Origin of the sequence: Mesorhizobium sp. BE184 (assembly GCF_031457045.1) — a bacterium.
Taxonomy (GTDB): domain Bacteria; phylum Pseudomonadota; class Alphaproteobacteria; order Rhizobiales; family Rhizobiaceae; genus Mesorhizobium.
In genome coordinates this window covers 214,285-233,413 of record NZ_JAVDVU010000001.1, presented here as the reverse complement: position 1 = coordinate 233,413, position 19,129 = coordinate 214,285, and the positions used below count along the sequence as shown (strand labels likewise).

The window sequence follows — 19,129 nt, the reverse complement described above, 5'->3', positions numbered from 1 at the left end:
TTGGGGCCCGAGGTCGGCGAACTTACGCCGCTCACGCCTTGAACGGAGCCGTCAAACCGGACGGCGCGGCCGCAATCTCACAATGATATCGACATTGGCGATTTCCATGCCTTCGGGCGCCTGCGGCAGGTTCGTGACCTGCACGGGGCCGCCCGATATGTCGAATATCCGGTTCTCGCCTTCGATATAGAAATGGTGATGGTCCGAGGTGTTGGTGTCGAAATAGGTCTTTGCGCCTTCGACAGCCAGGATGCGCAGAAGCCCTGCCTGGGTGAACTGGTGCAGCGCGTTGTAGACGGTGGCCAGCGACACAGGCACGCCGGCCGCCAGAGCCTCTTCGTGAAGCTCCTCGGCCGCAAGGTGGCGGTCGCCCTTGGCGAACAGCAGATCGGCCAGCGCGATGCGCTGACGCGTAGGCCGCAGACCGGCCTCCCTGACCCTTTTCGCTACCGACACCGCTTCGCTCCGGGCACTCGAATCCACCTGGGTTTTCAACCCATACCTCCTCATTGCGCCTCCTGAACGACGGAAATCCGGCGAAAAGCAGACGCCAGGCGCATCCGGACATATATTCTGTCGGCGGGATGCGATCAATAGCGCGCATTGACCCGTGGGAAAGGTCGCGGTACAGCCTCCGTTCGACGCGGCGGCGGTTTTCCGCGCCCGGCAGACTGTGTTACGACAGCCAAGGGACAAGGGCGCACCACGCCCGAAGCATGACGGGGAAGACGCTGATGGCGGTTGCAAAATCCAGCTACGACTATGAAGAGCTGCTTGCATGTGCGCGCGGCGAACTGTTCGGGCCGGGCAATGCACAGCTTCCCTATCCGCCGATGCTGATGTTCGACCGCATCACCGAAATCAGCGAGACCGGCGGCGCCTTCGACAAGGGCTTCATCCGCGCCGAATTCGACATCAAGCCGGACCTTTGGTTCTTTCCCTGTCATTTCATCGGCAACCCGATCATGCCCGGCTGCCTCGGCCTCGACGCCATGTGGCAGTTGACCGGCTTCTACCTCGGCTGGCTCGGCGAACCCGGCAAGGGCATGGCGCTTTCGACCGGCGAAGTGAAGTTCAAGGGCATGGTCACGCCTTCGGTCAAGAAGGTGGAATATGGCGTCGATTTCAAGCGCGTTATGCGCGGGCGTCTGGTGCTGGGCATCGCCGATGGCTGGCTCAAGGCGGATGGCGAACCCATATACGCGGCAACCGACCTCAAGGTCGGCTTGTCCAAGCAGTCGGCCGCCTGACGGCCGCGACCATTTCACGAGGAGCGCAGCATGAGACGAGTCGTAGTAACGGGCCTCGGCATCGTGTCGTCCATCGGCAACGATGCCGGCGAGGTTATGGCTTCGCTGCGCGATGCGAAGTCGGGCATCACCCGGTCCGAATCCTTCGCCGAACACGGCTTCCGCTGCCAGGTGTGGGGGGCGCCGACGCTCGATCCTACCGATCTGGTCGATCGCCGCGCAGCGCGCTTCCTGTCGCAGGGCGGCATGTGGAACCACGTCGCCATGAAGCAGGCGATCGCCGATTCCGGTCTCGAGGAGAGCGACATCTCCGGCAATGAGCGCACCGGCATCATCATGGGTTCGGGCGGTCCCTCCACTCACACGATCGTCGAGGCCGCCGACATCACGCGCAAGAACAACAGCCCCAAGCGCATCGGCCCGTTCGCGGTGCCGAAGGCCATGTCGTCGACCGCGTCGGCGACGCTGGCGACCTGGTTCAAGATCCACGGCGTCAACTATTCGATCTCGTCCGCCTGCTCGACCTCGGCGCATTGCATCGGCAATGCCGCCGAGATGATCCAGTGGGGCAAGCAGGACATCATGTTCGCCGGTGGCCACGAGGATCTCGACTGGACGATGTCGAACCTGTTCGACGCCATGGGCGCCATGTCTTCCAAGCACAACGACACGCCTCCGACCGCTTCGCGCGCCTATGACGTCAGCCGCGACGGCTTCGTCATCGCCGGCGGCGCCGGTGTGCTGGTGCTGGAAGAGCTTGAGCACGCCAAGGCGCGCGGCGCCAAGATCCACGCCGAGATCGTCGGCTATGGCGCGACCTCGGACGGCTACGACATGGTTGCCCCGTCGGGCGAAGGCGCGATCCGCTGCATGCGGCAGGCGCTGGCGACCGTGAAGGGCCCGGTGGATTACATCAACACCCATGGAACTTCCACGCCGGTTGGCGATTCCAAGGAGATGGGTGCCATTCGCGAGGTGTTCGGCGACAAGATGCCGAACATAACCTCAACCAAATCCTTGACCGGCCATTCGCTCGGCGCCGCCGGCGTGCAGGAATCGATCTATTCGATCCTGATGATGCAGGGCGGCTTCATCGGCGAGAGCGCCCATATCGAAAACCTCGATCCGGAATTCGAAGGCATGCCGATCGTGCGCAAGCGCATCGACAACGCCAGGATCGATACGGCGCTCTCCAATTCCTTCGGATTCGGAGGCACCAACGCGACGCTCGTTTTCCAGCGCTATTCGGCATAAGGACCACTTGCCATGGAAGCACTGATGAAAGGCAAGCGCGGCCTCGTCATGGGGGTCGCCAACGATCATTCCATCGCCTGGGGCATCGCCAAGAAGCTCGCCGAACAAGGCGCGGACCTCGCCTTCTCCTACCAGGGCGAGGCTTTCGGCCGCCGCGTGATTCCCCTGGCCGAGCAGGTGAACGCGTCGCTGATCGTGCCCTGCGACGTCGAGGACAGCAACTCCGTGGCGGTGATGTTCGAAGCGCTGAACCAGCACTGGGGCGGACTCGACTTCATCGTCCACGCCATCGGCTTTTCCGACAGGAACGAGCTGAAGGGCCTCTACGCCGATACCACGCGCGACAATTTCGTCCGCACAATGGTGATCTCCTGCTACTCCTTCACCGAGATTGCCCGGCACGCCGCCGCCTTGATGAAAAACGGCGGCTCGATGATTACGCTGACCTATGCCGGTTCGGTGCGGGTGATGCCCAATTACAATGTGATGGGCGTCGCCAAGGCGGGCCTCGAAGCCAGTGTCCGCTACCTCGCCAATGACTACGGTCCGCGCGGCATCCGCGTGAACGGCATTTCGGCCGGGCCGGTGCGTACGCTGGCTGGCGCCGGCATCGCCGATGCGCGGCACATGTTCAGCTACCAGCAGCGCAATTCGCCGCTGCGGCGCACCGTCACCATCGACGAGGTGGGTAACTCCGCGCTGTACCTGCTGTCGGGTCTGTCATCGGGCGTGACGGGCGAAATCCACTATGTCGATTCCGGCTATCACATCGTGTCGATGCCGACGCTGGACGAGCTCAAACGGACCGATGGCGGCCGCGAATAGGTCGCAAATCAGACGTTTGAACTACAATTTCCGAATTTAAGCCCGGTCTCATAAAATTCGACGGAATGGCGGAAAGCCATTTTAAGGGGATTTCCTGTAGCAATTCCCGGAACTTGGGGACTTGCGGGACAATGTCAGCGACGGGCAATCCGAATCGCACGCCGACTTTCAGGCTGTTGACCATAGCCAGCTCTGGCTTTGGCAGCTTCATTCTGGGCCTGTGGGGCCTGCATATCGGGCTGGGCGGCGATATGGCCCTGATGCCGGTGCAGACGATCGGCGGCGTCATCGCGGCGCTGTGCGCCCTGACGGCGGCGACCGCGGCCATGTCCTTCTTCGCCGGCGTCGATGAATCCGCCGACTATGTGTTCAAGGAAACCCATTTCGACAAGATGACCGGCGTGCTGACACGCACCGCCATGGTCGGACAGGTCGCCGGGGCCGCATCGGCCACCATCAGGTCCGGCAAGCCGGTCTTCCTGGTGGATATCGACATAGACCGCTTCAAGCCGATCAACGACAGCATAGGCTACAGCGCCGGCGACGAGCTGATCCGCCTTTTCGTCGAGCGGTTGAAAAGCCTGGCGCCGGAAGGTGCGCTGATCGGACGCCTGGGCGCCGGCGAATTCGCCGTATTGCTCCACGACGAGAAGATACCGGGTTCTCTGGACACGCTGCTCGACATGCTGATCGAGCGGTTGAAGCAGCCTTACCAGCTGAAATCGCATCTGCAGACGATCAGCGTTTCAATCGGAATCGTCGCCATGCCGAAGGACGGGCTAGATCCGACTCTGATCCTGCGGCGTTCGAACCTGGCGCTGCAATATGCGCGGAGCAGCGGCTCCGGCAACTGGGCGGTGTTCGATCCCGACATGGGGCGGGTGGCGGACTACCGGCAATGGGTCGAGTCCGAGCTGAAGACTGCCTTCGACCGCGGCGATTTCGAACTTTACTACCAGCCGCAACTCGATCTGCTCCGTGGCAACATCGTCGGCTACGAAGCGCTCATCCGCTGGAACCATCCCGAACGAGGCATGATCCCGCCGATGGAGTTCATTCCGATCGCCGAGGAAACCGGCATGATCGGTCCTATCGGCGAATGGGTTCTGCGCAAGGCTTGCATCGACGCACGCCAACTGCCCGACGATTGTTTCGTGGCCGTGAACATCTCGCCCGTCCAGTTCATGAACAGGGATTTCGTCCAGTTCGTGCGTGCAACGATGGACAGTACCGGCATCAAGCCATCGCGGCTTGAGCTGGAAGTGACCGAAACCGCGATGGTGCAGGACCGCGACCGCGCCGCGATCATCTTCAAGGAATTGTCGGATATGGGGGTTTCGGTTGCCGTCGACGACTTCGGCACCGGCTATTCGAACCTGAGCTATCTGATCGATTTCTCATTCAGCAAGCTCAAGATCGACCGCTCCTTCGTCAGCCGCATGGAGTCGGACGCCAATTCGGGAGCCGTGGTGTCGACCATTGTCGGTCTATCGCGGGCGCTCGGGGTCAGCATCATCGCGGAAGGCGTCGAAACCGAAAGACAGGCCACGCTGCTCAGGGCGGCGGGGTGCGACGTCGTCCAGGGCTTTTTGTTCGGCGAGCCGGCTCCGCTGCCCATCGAGGCCGAGCAGTCATACACGCCCTACCCCGCACGGCTGCCGCGGGTCGCCAACCTGCACTAACCTACGCCAGCATCAACGCCGCGCGGTCAGCACCTTGAAGCTGGAGTCCCCCGCGATCTCGGCGCAGTTCGCAAAGCTCGCGGACACCACAGCCTCATAGGGAAGCCGCCGGTTGGCGACCATCACCAGCCTGCCGCCGCCTTTCAGCGCCTTCGCCGCAGCGCGGATCATGCCGGCGCCGATTTCCGGTTCCGTCGCGCGGCCGCGGTGGAAAGGCGGGTTCATGACGATGGCGTCGTAGCGGCGCGTGACCTGTTCCCGCAGCAAATCGGTCCAGAAAAAACCCGGCTGGAACCTGGCCGGGCGGATATTGGCCTTTGCCGCCTCCAGCGCGTCATAGTCCGCCTCATAAAGGTCGAGAGCAGGGATTTCGGGAAATCGACGCAGGATTTCCGCCGACAGATAGCCCCAGCCGGCGCAGAAGTCGGCCACCTGCCCCGACAGTTTCGGCATGTTTTCCGCCAGCAGCCTCGACCCCGGATCGATCCGGTCGAAGGAAAACATGCCGGGCGCGGTATGAAAGCGGCCTTCGACAAGCAGCGCCGGATTGGCGGCGCGCAGAGGTTTCGTCACAGAGGCAGCGTCCGCCGGGACGCGGGACCAGAAGGCGATGCCGTGATATTTCGGCAGCGAGCCTTCAACCTCGATCAATTCGCCCAATCGCTTGCGCAGGCTGGCGATCCCATCATCCTTGCCGCCGGCGACAACGATCAACGCGCCCGCCGCCGTGCGCTCCATCGCTTCGGCTATGCGCAATTCGTTCTGGCCGCGATGCCGTCCGGCGAGGATCAAGGCCATGTCGTAGCCCGTTCCCTCGGCGCGCGGAGTCACCGTATGACCAGCCCGCTCGAGCGCGAGAAAGTCGGGACGAAAGCCCTGTACGGCGTCAATCGCACCGCCCCATCCTTCCGGTAGATGAAAGCCGGGTTCGGCGCCGAGGAAGAGGGTGCGCGCGCCTTCGGCGGGCGCTTCCAGCATCTCCGTTTCGAAGGGATGAAAAAGGGTTTTCAGGACATCCGAAATCATGGCGGCGATCTCCACCCTCCCCCTTGTGGGGAGGATCGTCGAGCAATCGAAGCAAAGCGCAGATTGCAAGACGGGGTGGGGGTGCTGCCACCCCCACCCCGCTCACTACGTTCGCGACCCTCCCCACAAGGGGGCGGGTAAGCGCTGATCAGGCGGCGTCTTCTTCGCCGTCCTGCTTCTTGTCGCGGGCGATCTCCTTGCCGGTCTCCTGGTCGACGACCTTCATCGACAGGCGGACCTTGCCGCGCTCGTCGAAGCCCATCAGCTTGACCCAGACCTTCTGGCCTTCCTTGACCACGTCGGTGGTCTTCTGGACGCGCTCGCCGGCGAGCTGCGAGATGTGGACGAGGCCGTCGCGCGGGCCGAAGAAGTTGACGAACGCGCCGAAGTCGGCGGTCTTGACGACCGTGCCCTCGTAGATCTCGCCGACTTCCGGCTCGGCCACGATGGTGTGGATCCACTTCTTCGCCGCCTCGATCTCCTTGGCGTTGGACGATGCGATCTTGACCGTGCCGTCGTCCTCGATGTTGATCTTGGCGCCGGTCTTTTCGACGATTTCGCGGATGACCTTGCCGCCCGAGCCGATGACGTCGCGGATCTTGTCGGTCGGGATGTGCATGACCTCGATGCGCGGCGCGAACTCGCCGAGTTCCTGACGGCCCTCGGAAATCGCGTTCGCCATCTCGCCGAGGATGTGCAGGCGGCCGTCCTTGGCCTGGCCGAGCGCGACCTTCATGATCTCTTCGGTGATGCCGTCGATCTTGATGTCCATCTGCAGCGAGGTGATGCCGCCAGCCGTGCCGGCGACCTTGAAGTCCATGTCGCCGAGGTGATCCTCGTCGCCGAGAATGTCGGACAGCACGGCGTAGCGCTCGCCTTCCTTGATCAGGCCCATGGCGATGCCGGCGACGGGCTTGGCCAGCGGAACGCCGGCATCCATCAGAGCCAGCGAGGTGCCGCAGACGGTGGCCATCGAGGACGAACCGTTGGACTCGGTGATCTCCGAGACGACGCGCAGCGTGTAGGGGAACTGCTCGGCGGACGGCAGCATCGGGCGGATGGCGCGCCAGGCCAGCTTGCCGTGGCCGATCTCGCGGCGGCCCGGCGAACCCATGCGGCCGGTTTCACCGACCGAATAGGGAGGGAAGTTGTAATGGAGAAGGAACTTCTCCTTGTACATGCCGGTCAGGCTGTCGACATACTGCTCGTCCTCGCCGGTGCCGAGCGTGGCGACGACAATCGCCTGCGTCTCGCCGCGGGTGAACAGCGCCGAACCGTGGGTGCGCGGCAGGATGCCGACTTCCGAGACGATCTTGCGCACGGTCTTGAGATCGCGGCCGTCGATGCGCGAGGAGGTGTCGAGGATGTTCCAGCGGACGATCTTGGCCTGCAGCTCCTTGAACACCGCGCCGACCTGCTCGGAAGAGTATTCGGCTTCCTCGCCCTCCGGTGCTGCGAACGCAGCCTTGACCTTGGCCTTGACCGCGTCGACGGCGGCGTAGCGCTGCTGCTTGTCGGTGATCTTGTAGGCGTCGCGCAGCTCGCCTTCGACGATCTTGAGCATCTCGCCCTCGAGCTTCGAATAGTCCGGCGAGGTGAAATCGCGCGGCTCCTTGGCCGCGACCTCGGCCAGCTTGATGATCGCGTCGATCACCGGCTGGAAGCCCTTGTGGCCGAACATGACGGCGCCGAGCATCAGTTCCTCGCCCAGTTCCTTCGCTTCCGACTCGACCATCAGCACGGCTTCCGAGGTGCCGGCGACGACGAGGTCGAGCTTCGATTCCTGCATCTCGTCGACATGCGGGTTGAGCACGTATTCGCCGTTGATGTAGCCGACGCGGGCGCCGCCGATCGGGCCCATGAAGGGCACGCCGGACAGCGTCAGCGCGGCGCTCGTGGCGACGATCGACAGGATGTCCGGATCGTTTTCGAGGTCATGCTGCACGACGGTCACGACGACCTGCGTGTCGTTCTTGTAGCCGTCGGCGAAGAGCGGGCGGATCGGGCGGTCGATGAGGCGCGAGACCAGCGTCTCCTTCTCGCTCGGACGGCCTTCACGCTTGAAATAGCCGCCCGGAATCTTGCCGGCGGCGTAGGTCTTTTCCTGGTAGTTGACGGTCAGCGGGAAGAAATCGAAGCCCGGCTTCGGCTCCTTGGCCGAGACGACGGTGGCCAGCACCACGGTCTCGCCATAGGTGGCCAGCACGGCGCCGTCGGCCTGGCGGGCGATCTTGCCGGTCTCGAGGATGAGCGGACGCCCAGCCCATTCGATTTCCACTTTGTGTTCGTTGAACATGTCTTGTCCTTCCTATGCGGAAAGGGCCGCGCAATTTTCCAATGCGCGACGCCCGTTCCTGGCTTCCTTTTTGCGGGCAGCCACGGGCAAGACAACGGGAGGCTCGGCGTTGGCGGCGACGATGCGCCGGGTCGAGCGTCCTGCAATCCTGCCCCATGACCGTCCATGGGCGGTTCGCACAGCCCTCTGCTGGCGAACCGGTTTGCCGGCGGGATGCGCCGGCATGGTCTGGGTCCCGCGTGAACGGGCCCCGAATGCGCGACCGGCGGACCCTCGAGGGAGGGTCCGCCGGTCGGTTTTCGTCAGCGACGCAGGCCGAGCTTGTCGATCAGCGTCTGGTAGCGCGCGTCATCCTTGCGCTTGAGATAATCAAGCAGGCTGCGGCGCTGGGAGACGAGGGCGAGCAGACCACGGCGGGAATGGTTATCCTTCTTGTGGTCCTTGAAGTGCTCGGTCAGGTTCTTGATACGCTCCGAAAGGATGGCGACCTGCACCTCGGGCGACCCGGTGTCGCCCTTGACGGTGGCAAACTCGCCCATCAATTCCATCTTGCGTTCGGCAGTAATCGACATCGTGCTTTTCCTTTCTGAAGGGAGGAAACGGGACGCCCACGGCCGGGATGTCGTCCAGCGGGGGCCGGTGTGGATCGCGCAGAGGCACGATCTGCGGCGCATATAGTGGAATTTGGGGCGAATAGCTAGTGGGGGGTGGGGGGTGGATGGGATGAACTTCAGGTGAGGGTTGTCGCTTTTAAATGAGGAGCGATGTCGGCGAACGTTCGATCCGTCGATGCGACCTATGACAATCCGATCCTCTCGAAAAAAGCCTTATTACGGAGCTTCGCTGAATCTAGAACGTCCTTGAACGACGAAATCTCAATGAAGATATTGTAGGCGTCGTCCCATCGGTACCAAGTGCCCGACCCTACCTTCTGGTGGAATGGGCCTAGGTCATGCATCGCAGATCGAAGTGATGGCGTGACATCGGCGACGATGTGGCAGACAAACGGTGTCGTATCGGCAATTTGCCGCAAGGGTGTCCCATCATACTTGATGGCTTCTCCTGACTTCCGCATATCCTTCACATACTTGCGCACTTGAGTAATTGGATTTTTTTCAAGAGTGTAGTCGTCGCGCTTCGGCCGCTTAAACTCGATGATGGTGATCGGCTGCGACAGATCGCTATTTTGAAAACCTAACCCGAGATCGAAGACCGAAAGGTCAGGACGGTCGAGCGGATTGTCCGGCTGCGCGATCTGCGACTTCATCTGCTTATCAGAGTTAAAATAAGAGAAGAAGGCGAGGCGGTCGTCGATGATCCATAGGTTATGGTCTTCGTAATCGAGATCGTCTGACGTAGATTTTAGCGGACAGATAATGTCGTGTATCGTATCTTCATAATCAGATTTCTTGTCCTGGATATCGTTGTACTTTAGGCTTTCCTCGAATACCTCCAAGATCATCTTCCGTTTCATTACATACTCGGCAAGCGATGAGACGGACTCACTTTGGAGACCAGCCACGTATTCCTGCGCTTTATCTGAAATATCCGGCAGCTTTTTTTTGATTGATGACAAAAAGCCATTCTTACGCCGCTTGTACTGCCTCAGAGACTGTCGCGACAATTCGACGAAGACCTCTTCCTCCTTTTGCGTGGAGAGGTGGAGCTTGCTGGCAAACTCCTCAGGGTTTCGCGCCACGCTGAGAAACCGCGGGTGTTCTATCCGAAGTGCTGCGACCACTTTTTGCTGCCGCTCGCGGATTTCGTCTATCTCCGGTTTAAGGAATTCCTTGGCTTTCGCCTTAGCCGCGTCAACGACTAGATTCAGGTCGTCATCAGAGAGCGAAAACTCGGTGCGCGTATCGTTAGCCGTTTTGTTCAGAACTTCGGACTCGACGTAGCCCAGAAACGCATGTTTGCCGTCAAGGGCTTTCATACCTAGGACTGCATCCATCTCATAGCGTTTGACGGCTCGACCGTCGGCGCCCAGATATAGCGCGTTGGTACTTTTCTCATCGTCAGAAATCGATTTTGGAAGCAAGAAGCAGTGGCAAACGAACTCAAATTTGCCTTCGGAGAGCTCCAGCGAGAACTTAAAGTCGTGATCGCGTTCGGTCGATGATGTGAATTGATCGAACAGATCAATGGTCTCAGCGTCGTCGAAAATCTCGATCTTAGGCTGGCTGATATTCACGAAATAGCTAATGAAATGGGCGAGCACTCGGCTCGCAATTGTGCTAGCTTTGCGCGGTATGGATTTAGCGTATATCTCTTTATAAGGAGACAAATCTACAGCGGTTCCAATGCTCTCGACAGTTGCTCCATTTGAATAAGTGATGTTTTTTATTGGATCATCGAGACAAAAATCAAAATTAACACGGCTTATGGTATCGACGTCGGCAAAAGTACTTTCGATATGAACAGCATCGGCAACTTTCAACCACAAAAGGCGACCAACTCCCTTGCCGCCAATTAGCACCTTCTTCTGCGAATCCATTTTAACGAATGAACCTAGGTTTTGATGGTTGAACCCAATTCCGTTGTCCTCCACCCTAAAACCGATGCAGTCGCCATTCTCTCCTCGAACGATCGTTACGCGAATATGGCCGGATGAAATGTGATCCCGGCCAAAGCGTTCCTCAATCGCTTGGATTGAGTTCATGACCGCCTCGAAAAGTGGGAACAACGTATTCTTTTGGTTAGGCGCCAAGGATATATTATTGATCCTGCCGGCTGGATCATTTCGCCAATTACTGCTTGTGCCCGCTATCACAGCCATTTCGATTAATCCCACCCGTTGCTGAACTATAACCAAAACCAATGGAATTGTCGGAACAATCGAGGTCGTTGCTGCAACTTGCGTGGAAGGTCTGGAGCGGTTTCAACACCATCATGCACTTGCCTAGCCCTTCCCGCTAGGCGTGTCTGTTCAGACCGCAGATTGTCTTCGAATGAATAGCATATTTTTTGAGCACCCCCACCCCTGTCCCCTCCCCACAAGGGGGAGGGAGATGCCGACATCAACGTATCGCCAAACATCATCAACGCTGACGGGCTGTAGCGCTGCAGCGAAGCCCCCCTCCCCCTTGGGGGGAGGGGTTAGGGGTGGGGGTGCATTGTCATATGCGATTGCCCTCTAGCGAGAAGGCAGCCTGACACAAAGTCCTCCCCCATTATCCACCACCCTCCCCGCCCCTGCGATAATCCCGCCGCGCGAAAGGGCGCGCAGGATGGATGCACAGGCGGCAATCGATTGGAACGTGGCGGCGCTGAAGCGCATCGTCGTCTCGCTTGTCGCCATGGCCGCCGGGAACGGCGCGCTGCCGCGCCATCTGCATCGCGCCGTGCTGCGGCTGCTCAGGCCAGCGGAGTCGGCGACGCGGCGGCGGGCATAAGCCTCCCTTCTCCCCTTGTGGGAGAAGGTGTCGCCCCGAGCTCACGCAGTGAGCCCGGAAATGGCGACGGATGAGGGGTGTTGGACGGAGCACCATGCTGTAACACCTCGTCCGACCTCAATTCGGCAGGCTATCGCTTGTGGAATTTTTAACGGGCCAGCACCCCCACCCCTGTCCCCTCCCCACAAGGGGGAGGGAGACGCCGACATCAACGTTTCGCCAAACATCACCAACGCTGACGGCTATAGCGCTGCCGCGAAGTCTCCCTCCCCCTTGTGGGGAGGGGTTAGGGGTGGGGGGTGCACTACCATATGCGGTTGCCCTCTTGCGAGAAGGGAGCCTGACACAAACCCCCTTCCCTTTGTCCACGCACCTCCCTGCCCCTGCGATAATCCCGCCGCGCGAAAGGAGCGGCGGATGGATGCACAAGCGGGAATCGAGTGGAACGCGGCGGCGCTGAGGCGCATTCTCGTCTCGCTTCTCGCCATGGTCGCCGGGAACGGCGCGCTGCCGCGCCATCTGCATCGTGCGGTGTTGCGGCTGCTGCGCCCGGCGGAGTCGGCCACGCGGCGGCTGATCATCGCGCTGGCCGCGACGCCGCAGATGCGCGAAAAGGAGACGATCGCGCTGGCTGCGCAGGCGCGTGAAAGCATCCCTGCTTCACTGCAAAAGGCTGGCGCGCGGCGGCTTCGTCAGTTCATGCCGCGAATGCCGGTGCAACCGGCGGTCCGCCCTGCTTTGTCGCGGCTCGCTCTGCCGCTCCTCGATCCGCCAACATATCCGTTCCGCCGCGCGCGGGTGGCGCAGGCGGCCGTTCCGCGCCTTTGGATTGTCGGTTCGACGCAGCCGAGGCCGGCGCTTGCCTTGCCGGCCGCGCCCGGCGACCTTCTCGACGCCACGCGGCTGAGATTGCGGCTGGCGGCGGTCAGCCGCGCGCTGGACGATCTGCCCGGCCAGGCGCTGCGCTTCGCCCGCTGGCAGGCGCGGCGGGCGGCTTTCGAAGCCGGGCAGAGCCACGTCGCCGCAGGCGCACAAGACAGGATCGGCGTCGCCGTGGGCGCGCAAGACAGGATGCGGTTTCGCTGGCCGCTCAGGCCCGGCCGTCCGCCCGGCAGTTCGCTGGCCGGCGGCGCGGTGCAGTCAGTGCTGGCGCAGGCCCACGCGCTCGGCTGGTGGGCGCTGGAGCGGCCGGCCGATACGTCGTGACGGGCGACGCCGGTCATCCTGTCGGGGCAGTCGCACATGGCGGCTCACCCCCACCCCTACCCCTCCCCACAAGGGGGAGGGAGACGCTGACACCGATGTCTCGGCAAAATTCGCCCACGTCGGCACACTGTGGCGCGGCCGCAAAGTCCCCCTCCCCCTTGTGGGGAGGGGTTAGGGGTGGGGGTGCGCGACCATGTCCAATTGGTCTCCGGCATCAGGAGAAGAAAGCAGCCGCCGCCCCGGCTTCCGCCCGCCCCGCTACAGCCATTTCTTCCATTTGAAGAAGGCCACCAGCCCCACCGCCACCGTGGCCATGAAGACCAGCGCCGCCGGATAGCCGTAGTAGGCGCGCAGTTCCGGCATGTTCCAGGGCGAGGCGTCGGGGTCGAAGTTCATGCCCCAGACGCCGACCAGGAAGGTCAGCGGGATGAAGATGGCCGACACGATGGTCAGCACGGAGATGATGTCGTTGGTGCGCGCCTGGCTGAGAGACAGATGCATTTCGATGAGGCCGGTGGTCATGTCGCGCTGCGTATCGACCAGTTCGATCAGCCGGATGACATGGTCGAGCGTGTCGTTGAGATACACCTTCGTCTCGGGGCGTATGTAGCCGACGTCGCTGCGCAGCAGGCCGGCCAAGGCGTCGCGCAGCGCCCAAAGCGTGCGCTGCATCAGCCCGGACTGCCGCCGCTGATCGTGCAGAAGCCGCACCTGATGCTTGTGGGGATGGTTCAGCATCTGGTCCTCGATCGTGTCGAGCAGATCGCTTGAGGTCTCGACCAGCGGAAAGAAGCTGTCGACGATGGCGTCGGTCAGGGCATAGGCGAGGTAGTCCGCGCCCTTGTTGCGCAGCCGGTTCGGCACCGACGCCTCGATGCGCTTGCGCACGGGACCGAAGGGATCGCCCTCCCGCTCCTGGAAGGTGACGACGAATCCCTCGCCGACGAACAGCGATATCTGCTCGAAGCGGTTGGTCGCCGGGTCGTCGATCATGCTGACGACAACGAAGGCATGGTCGTCGAAGAAATCGACCTTGGAGCGCTGGCCGGTGTTGACGACATCCTCCAGCGCCAGCGGATGCAGGCCGAAGATCCTGCCGATCTGTTCGATCAGCTGGATGTTGGCCAGCCCGACGCAATCCAGCCACACCACCGGCCATTCGCCCCGCGCGGCGTTGAGCTCGTCCAGGCTGGCGTTGGCGATCTCCTGGCAGCGGTCGCTGGCGATGAGGGTCAGCCGGAGTTCGCTGCGGCGCGCCGCCGGATCGGCGATCAACGTGCCGGGCGAAGCGCCGACGGGCGAGCGGCGCGTCTTGATGCGCGCGCGTTTCTTTTCGGTACCGTTCTTCGCCATGCCGCCCCCCAACGCGAGCCGCCGCACTCTAGTGGACGGAGATCACCCGGCAAAGACCCGTTTGGGCTTGAACATGCCCTGCTCGATGGCGCCGATGGCCACCAGCCGGCCGCGCACTGTGGCGCAGGCCTCCTCGGCTTCGACCGGCGCGTCGCGTCCCCGGATGATGACGGGATTGCCGAGCCGGATCTTCGCCGCCGTGTCATCGCTGATGGCGATCTGCGGCAGGCAGTCAAGCGCGGCGACCGTGTCGACCAGGAATGCGTCCAGCGCGGTGAAGCGGACGCTGGCCGGAACCTCCGGCGCATCGTCCGCCGGCGGCGGCGGCAAACAGGCCTCGAGTTCGGCGATGGTGACGAAGTCCTCGGCGGTGAAGGGATCGACTTCGGTCCGGCGCAACTCCGCTATATGGCCGAAGCAGCCGAGGTCGCGGCCCATGTCGCGGGCGAGCGAGCGCACATAGGTGCCCTTGCCGCACTCGATCTCGAACAGGGTCCGGTCGGCGGCATGTTCGACGATATCGAGGCGTCCGATCTCGATTTCCCGCGCCGGAATGTCGACCGTTCCGCCGCCGCGCGCCAGATCGTAGGCGCGTTCGCCTGCGATCTTGATGGCCGAGAACTGCGGCGGCGTCTGCATGATGACGCCGGTGTATTTCGGCAGCAGGGCGCGGACATCCGCTTCCGAGGGCCGCGCGTCGGAGCTTTTCGTCACGGGACCTTCGAGGTCGTCGGTCGAGCGCTCCTCGCCCCAGGCGACGGTGAAGCGATAGATCTTGGCGCCATCCTGAACATAGGGGACGGTCTTGGTCGCCTCGCCCAGCGCAATCGGCAGCATGCCGGAGGCCAGCGGATCGAGCGTGCCGGCGTGTCCCGCCTTCTCGGCCTGGAACAGCCACTTGACCTTGGCGACGGCGTCGGTCGAGCCCATGCCGACCGGCTTGTCGAGGATCAGCCAGCCGGAGATCGGCCTGCCCTTCTTCTTGCCGCGGCGGCCCATCAGCCCTTGTCCTCGCCGTCCTTGCCTTCCAAATCCCGCGCCACTTCGGGCGAGTGCAGCAGATCGTTGATCTTCTGGAAATTGTCGTAGCTGGTGTCGAGCCTGAAGCGGAATTCCGGCATGTACTTCATCTGCCGAAGCGCGCCGGAGACCCGCCCGCGCACGAACTTGGAATGTTTGTTGAGCGCCTCGACCACCACGCCCGCATCCGGCGCGCCGAGCGGCGAAACGAAGGCCGTGGCGATCTTGAGGTCGGGCGACATGCGCACTTCCGACACCGACACGACGGAATTCTCGATCAGCGGATCGAGAATCTCGCCGCGCTGCAGCGTTTCGGACAGGGCGTGGCGCACCTGCTCGCCAACGCGCAGCATGCGCTGGGATGGGCCAGCCGTGGTCGATCTGGGCATGGAAATCTCTTTTCTTCGTACGGGTTCGAACCGTGCAAGGCGGCACTTAGCGCTGTTAAGCCGACTTGGCTATAGCCTGCGGGGACTTTCCCGCCGAAGCAGGCCGGTTTCGGAACCGCCGAGGCAACCCAAGGTCGGTTCACCGGCGGAAAAACCGCCGGTGAAGGAACGCCTGTTACAGCGTCCGCGTCACCATCTCGACGCGGAAGCACTCGATGATGTCGCCGGCCTGGATGGCTTCGTAATTCTGGAAGGCCATGCCGCATTCCTGGCCGACCGGGACTTCCGGAACCTCATCCTTGAAGCGCTTCAGCGTCTTCAGCGTGCCTTCGTGGATGACGACGTTGTCGCGGATCAGGCGAACGCCGGCGCCACGCTCGACCTTGCCCTCGGTGACACGGCAACCGGCGACCTTGCCGGTCTTGGTGATGTTGAACACTTCGAGGATTTCGGCATTGCCGATGAAGGTTTCGCGCCGCTCCGGCGATAGCAGGCCCGACATCGCCGCCTTCACGTCATCCACCAGGTTGTAGATGATGTTGTAGTAGCGGATTTCGATGCCTGACTGTTCGGCGGCGGTCCGTGCCTGTGAATTGGCACGAACGTTGAAGCCGATGATGGCGGCGCCGGACGTTTCTGCCAGCGTCACATCGCTCTCGGTGATGGCGCCGGCGCCCGAATGGACGATGCGCGCCCGCACCTCGTCGGTGCCGAGCTTTTCCAGCGCCGCTTCGATGGCTTCGATCGAACCCTGCACGTCGCCCTTGATGATCAGCGGGAACTCCTTGAGGCCGCTGGTCTGCAACTGCGACATCATCTGCTCGAGCGAGCCGCGCTGGCCGACATGCTTGGCCACCGCCTTGTCGCGGGCCAGACGCTGACGATATTCGGTGATCTCGCGGGCGCGGGCTTCGTTGTTGACGACAGCGAAACGGTCGCCGGCCTGCGGCGTCCCCTGCAGGCCGAGCACCTCGACCGGCATGGCCGGCGGCGCTTCCTTCACCTGTGCGCCACGGTCGTTGACCAGAGCGCGGACGCGGCCCCATTCGTTGCCGGCGACGAGGATTTCGCCCGGCATCAGCGTGCCGGTCTGCACCAGAACCGTGGCGACCGGGCCGCGGCCCTTGTCGAGACGCGCCTCGATGACGACGCCTTCGGCGGTCCGATCCGGATTGGCCTTGAGGTCGAGAACTTCCGCCTGCAGCAGGATGGTCTCGAGCAGCTTGTCGAGGCCGGTACCGGTCTTGGCGGAGACTTCGACATCGAGCACTTCGCCGCCCATGGATTCCACGAACACCTCGTGCTGGAGGAGCTGGGTGCGGACCTTCTGCGGGTCGGCCTCGTGCTTGTCGATCTTGTTGATCGCCACGATGATCGGCACGCCGGCCGCCTTGGCGTGGTTGATGGATTCGACCGTCTGCGGCATCACGCTGTCGTCGGCGGCGACGACCAGGATGGCGATATCGGTCGCCTGCGCACCACGGGCACGCATGGCCGTGAAGGCGGCATGGCCCGGCGTGTCGATGAAGGTGATCTTCTGGCCGTTCTTCTCGACCTGATAGGCGCCGATGTGCTGGGTGATGCCGCCGGCTTCGCCCGAAACCACCTTGGCGTTGCGGATGGCGTCGAGCAGCGAGGTCTTGCCATGATCGACGTGACCCATGATCGTCACCACCGGCGGACGCGAGACGAGATCTTCCGCGCTATCGGCGATGTTGAACAGGCCTTCCTCGATGTCGGACTCGGCGACGCGCTTGACCGTGTGGCCGAATTCGGTCGCCACCAGTTCAGCCGTATCGGCGTCGATGACGTCGCCCGGCTTCATGATCTGGCCCTGCTTCATGAAGAACTTGACCACATCGACGGCGCGCTCGGACATGCGCTGCGCCAGTTCCTGGATAGTGATGGTTTCCGGCAATGTCACTTCGCGCATGACTTTCTCGCGCGGCTCATTGTGCATCGCGCGCTTGAACTTTTCCTGGCGCCGGCGCATTGCCGACAGCGAACGCGCCCGGGCATCGCCATCTTCCGACGACAGCGCGCTGTTGAGGGTCAACTTGCCACGGCGGCGATCTTCCTCGCCCTTGGTCGGCTTGGTGGGCTTTGGCACCTCGGCCGTGGCGAGACGGCGCACGGGCGTTCCGGCGCCACGGTTGCGCGACTTGCCTTCTTCCTCGTCCTCGGCGGCGACGGCTTCGGCGGTCTGCGGCGCACGGCGGCGGGCTTCCTCCTCGGCGCGGCGGCGCGACTCGGCCTCGGCCTGAATGCGGGCTTCCTCCTCGGCCTGACGGCGCGCGGAATCCTCGCGTTCGCGACGGCGGCGCTCTTCTTCGTCACCACGGCGCTTGGCGTCCTCAAGGGCGCGCTGGCGATCTTCGATTTCGCGGGCCTGCGAGCCTTCCAGCGCGCGGCGGCGTGCTTCCATCTCGCCGCGTGAAAGCTCGTTCAGCACCATGCCACTGCGTTCAGCGGGCGGCGCGACCGGCGGACGCTGTTCCTGCACGACAGGCGCGGCAACGGGCGCCGGCGCGGGCGGCGCAACCGTCACGGCCGGCTGCTTCGGCGTGAAGACCGAGGCGGCGGCCTCCGGCTTCTCGCCAGGCTTGACGAACTTGCGCTTGGTCTCGACCACGACGGATTTCGTGCGCCCATGCGAAAAATTCTGCCGCACCGTGCTCTGCTCGAGGCCCGGGCGCTTCAAGGTCAAGGTCTTCTTGGGCGTAACGCTCAAAGTCTTGTCATCGCCCGATTTCGTATCGCTCATTCCATATCCTCTGCGGCATCATCTTCGTCAGCAACAGCCGCAAGCATTGCCAGATCATCCGGGGAACCGCCCCGGTATCGGTCGAGCGCAACCATGCGCTTCAGGACCGCCTTGCCCGCGTCTTCCGCGAGAACGGCAGCATGTATCACATTTGTGCCCCCCAATGCCAAACTCAATTCGGCCTCGGAGAAAAGTTTGTAGGCAGGTATTGCAGGGCCGCCGAGATGCACTGTCGCGCGCCGCGCCTGGCTGATCTTGCGGACTCCGTCCTCCGATGCCTCGATGGCATGAATGACGAGCAGCGCCTTGCCGGACCGCACGGCTCCGTCCACCTTGGCCGCGCCGAGCGCAATCGCACCCGCCTTGCGCGCCAGACCGAGTGCGCCGAGCACCGATCTCGCCAGCAAGGCATCGACCATGGCGCCCAGCTCAGGAGAAACCGTTACCTGCTTCTTGAAGGCGCGGGCGAAATGGCCCTTCGCCGCCGCCTTGTCGATATGCAGGCGGTCGGCAGTCACCCAGCAACCACGGCCGGGAAGAGTTCGCTTGATGTCGGGAACGACGGACGAGTCGGGGCCGACGACGAAACGGATCAGCTCATCCGTTTCGGCGTTTTGCCTCGTGACGATGCAAGTGCGATCGTTCATCTCGTCCAAGTGTCGCTCCGGG

General features: G+C 62.7%; 16 protein-coding genes. 6 read left to right on the top strand and 10 right to left on the bottom strand.

All coding sequences use genetic code 11. The features are described from left to right. Window positions 1–51 precede the first annotated feature (51 nt). Complete coding sequence (gene irrA, locus J2X35_RS01095; RefSeq protein WP_056107539.1) at window positions 52–510, bottom strand: iron response transcriptional regulator IrrA; 459 nt, start codon at window positions 508–510, stop codon at window positions 52–54. Between the two features lie 224 nt (window positions 511–734). On the opposite strand from irrA, the gene fabA reads away from it, so the two are divergent. The 4 genes from fabA to J2X35_RS01075 all read left to right on the top strand — a co-directional run bounded on the left by fabA (window position 735) and on the right by J2X35_RS01075 (window position 5,011). After that, on the top strand, window positions 735–1,250 hold the full coding sequence (gene fabA / locus J2X35_RS01090; protein WP_056115172.1) for a 3-hydroxyacyl-[acyl-carrier-protein] dehydratase FabA: 516 nt from the start codon (window positions 735–737) through the stop codon (window positions 1,248–1,250). 30 nt (window positions 1,251–1,280) lie between these two features. Continuing rightward, window positions 1,281–2,504, top strand: coding sequence for a beta-ketoacyl-ACP synthase I (gene fabB / locus J2X35_RS01085; protein WP_310180410.1), 1,224 nt, complete (start codon window positions 1,281–1,283; stop codon window positions 2,502–2,504). A 12-nt stretch (window positions 2,505–2,516) separates the two neighbouring features. Next, window positions 2,517–3,329 carry an enoyl-ACP reductase FabI gene (fabI, locus tag J2X35_RS01080; protein ID WP_056107533.1) on the top strand — a complete coding sequence of 271 codons (813 nt, stop codon included), beginning with the start codon at window positions 2,517–2,519 and terminating at the stop codon, window positions 3,327–3,329. Window positions 3,330–3,460: 131 nt separating this feature from the next. Further along, window positions 3,461–5,011 (top strand): bifunctional diguanylate cyclase/phosphodiesterase, encoded by a 1,551-nt coding sequence (locus J2X35_RS01075; RefSeq protein WP_310180409.1) that lies wholly within the window; start codon window positions 3,461–3,463, stop codon window positions 5,009–5,011. A gap of 12 nt (window positions 5,012–5,023) precedes the next feature. Here J2X35_RS01075 and J2X35_RS01070 read toward each other — a convergent pair whose 3' ends face one another. The 4 genes from J2X35_RS01070 to J2X35_RS01055 all read right to left on the bottom strand — a co-directional run bounded on the left by J2X35_RS01070 (window position 5,024) and on the right by J2X35_RS01055 (window position 11,112). Next, on the bottom strand, window positions 5,024–6,037 hold the full coding sequence (locus J2X35_RS01070) for a class I SAM-dependent methyltransferase (protein WP_310180408.1): 1,014 nt from the start codon (window positions 6,035–6,037) through the stop codon (window positions 5,024–5,026). A gap of 148 nt (window positions 6,038–6,185) precedes the next feature. After that, the gene (gene pnp / locus J2X35_RS01065) at window positions 6,186–8,333 is read right to left on the bottom strand and encodes a polyribonucleotide nucleotidyltransferase (RefSeq protein WP_056107525.1); all 2,148 of its coding nucleotides are present in this window, start codon (window positions 8,331–8,333) and stop codon (window positions 6,186–6,188) included. A gap of 302 nt (window positions 8,334–8,635) precedes the next feature. Continuing rightward, window positions 8,636–9,007, bottom strand: coding sequence for a 30S ribosomal protein S15 (gene rpsO, locus J2X35_RS01060; RefSeq protein ID WP_310180407.1), 372 nt, complete (start codon window positions 9,005–9,007; stop codon window positions 8,636–8,638). A 122-nt stretch (window positions 9,008–9,129) separates the two neighbouring features. Next, on the bottom strand, window positions 9,130–11,112 hold the full coding sequence (locus J2X35_RS01055) for an ATP-binding protein (RefSeq protein ID WP_310180406.1): 1,983 nt from the start codon (window positions 11,110–11,112) through the stop codon (window positions 9,130–9,132). 451 nt (window positions 11,113–11,563) lie between these two features. Here J2X35_RS01055 and J2X35_RS01050 point away from each other — a divergent pair, with 451 nt between their 5' ends. Continuing rightward, the gene (locus tag J2X35_RS01050; RefSeq protein ID WP_310180404.1) at window positions 11,564–11,728 is read left to right on the top strand and encodes a hypothetical protein; all 165 of its coding nucleotides are present in this window, start codon (window positions 11,564–11,566) and stop codon (window positions 11,726–11,728) included. A gap of 417 nt (window positions 11,729–12,145) precedes the next feature. Beyond that, complete coding sequence (locus J2X35_RS01045; protein ID WP_310180402.1) at window positions 12,146–12,934, top strand: hypothetical protein; 789 nt, start codon at window positions 12,146–12,148, stop codon at window positions 12,932–12,934. A gap of 258 nt (window positions 12,935–13,192) precedes the next feature. On the opposite strand, the gene corA is transcribed toward J2X35_RS01045, so the two are convergent. The 5 genes from corA to J2X35_RS01020 form a co-directional block, all read right to left on the bottom strand. Continuing rightward, window positions 13,193–14,287 (bottom strand): magnesium/cobalt transporter CorA, encoded by a 1,095-nt coding sequence (gene corA, locus J2X35_RS01040; RefSeq protein ID WP_310180400.1) that lies wholly within the window; start codon window positions 14,285–14,287, stop codon window positions 13,193–13,195. A 42-nt stretch (window positions 14,288–14,329) separates the two neighbouring features. Further along, on the bottom strand, window positions 14,330–15,286 hold the full coding sequence (gene truB / locus J2X35_RS01035; protein WP_056107510.1) for a tRNA pseudouridine(55) synthase TruB: 957 nt from the start codon (window positions 15,284–15,286) through the stop codon (window positions 14,330–14,332). Then, on the bottom strand, window positions 15,286–15,696 hold the full coding sequence (rbfA, locus tag J2X35_RS01030; protein WP_310180399.1) for a 30S ribosome-binding factor RbfA: 411 nt from the start codon (window positions 15,694–15,696) through the stop codon (window positions 15,286–15,288). Before rbfA ends, truB begins: the two co-directional genes overlap by 1 nt. 175 nt (window positions 15,697–15,871) lie before the next feature. Continuing rightward, entirely contained in the window at window positions 15,872–18,460 is a 2,589-nt protein-coding gene (gene infB, locus J2X35_RS01025) for a translation initiation factor IF-2 (protein WP_310180398.1), read from the bottom strand. After that, window positions 18,457–19,107, bottom strand: a complete 651-nt coding sequence (locus J2X35_RS01020) for an RNA-binding protein (RefSeq protein ID WP_310183682.1) — start codon at window positions 19,105–19,107, stop codon at window positions 18,457–18,459. Before J2X35_RS01020 ends, infB begins: the two co-directional genes overlap by 4 nt. Between the last annotated feature and the right edge of the window lie 22 nt (window positions 19,108–19,129).

Excerpts from the sequence above, each read along its gene's own strand:
- irrA (WP_056107539.1), bottom strand. The coding sequence starts at position 510 with ATGAGGAGGTATGGGTTGAAAACCCAGGTGGATTCGAGTGCCCGGAGC.
- fabA (WP_056115172.1), top strand. The coding sequence starts at position 735 with ATGGCGGTTGCAAAATCCAGCTACGACTATGAAGAGCTGCTTGCATGT.
- fabB (WP_310180410.1), top strand. The coding sequence starts at position 1,281 with ATGAGACGAGTCGTAGTAACGGGCCTCGGCATCGTGTCGTCCATCGGC.
- fabI (WP_056107533.1), top strand. The coding sequence starts at position 2,517 with ATGGAAGCACTGATGAAAGGCAAGCGCGGCCTCGTCATGGGGGTCGCC.
- J2X35_RS01075 (WP_310180409.1), top strand. The coding sequence starts at position 3,461 with ATGTCAGCGACGGGCAATCCGAATCGCACGCCGACTTTCAGGCTGTTG.
- J2X35_RS01070 (WP_310180408.1), bottom strand. The coding sequence starts at position 6,037 with ATGATTTCGGATGTCCTGAAAACCCTTTTTCATCCCTTCGAAACGGAG.
- pnp (WP_056107525.1), bottom strand. The coding sequence starts at position 8,333 with ATGTTCAACGAACACAAAGTGGAAATCGAATGGGCTGGGCGTCCGCTC.
- rpsO (WP_310180407.1), bottom strand. The coding sequence starts at position 9,007 with ATGCGCCGCAGATCGTGCCTCTGCGCGATCCACACCGGCCCCCGCTGG.
- J2X35_RS01055 (WP_310180406.1), bottom strand. The coding sequence starts at position 11,112 with ATGGCTGTGATAGCGGGCACAAGCAGTAATTGGCGAAATGATCCAGCC.
- J2X35_RS01050 (WP_310180404.1), top strand. The coding sequence starts at position 11,564 with ATGGATGCACAGGCGGCAATCGATTGGAACGTGGCGGCGCTGAAGCGC.
- J2X35_RS01045 (WP_310180402.1), top strand. The coding sequence starts at position 12,146 with ATGGATGCACAAGCGGGAATCGAGTGGAACGCGGCGGCGCTGAGGCGC.
- corA (WP_310180400.1), bottom strand. The coding sequence starts at position 14,287 with ATGGCGAAGAACGGTACCGAAAAGAAACGCGCGCGCATCAAGACGCGC.
- truB (WP_056107510.1), bottom strand. The coding sequence starts at position 15,286 with ATGGGCCGCCGCGGCAAGAAGAAGGGCAGGCCGATCTCCGGCTGGCTG.
- rbfA (WP_310180399.1), bottom strand. The coding sequence starts at position 15,696 with ATGCCCAGATCGACCACGGCTGGCCCATCCCAGCGCATGCTGCGCGTT.
- infB (WP_310180398.1), bottom strand. The coding sequence starts at position 18,460 with ATGAGCGATACGAAATCGGGCGATGACAAGACTTTGAGCGTTACGCCC.
- J2X35_RS01020 (WP_310183682.1), bottom strand. The coding sequence starts at position 19,107 with ATGAACGATCGCACTTGCATCGTCACGAGGCAAAACGCCGAAACGGAT.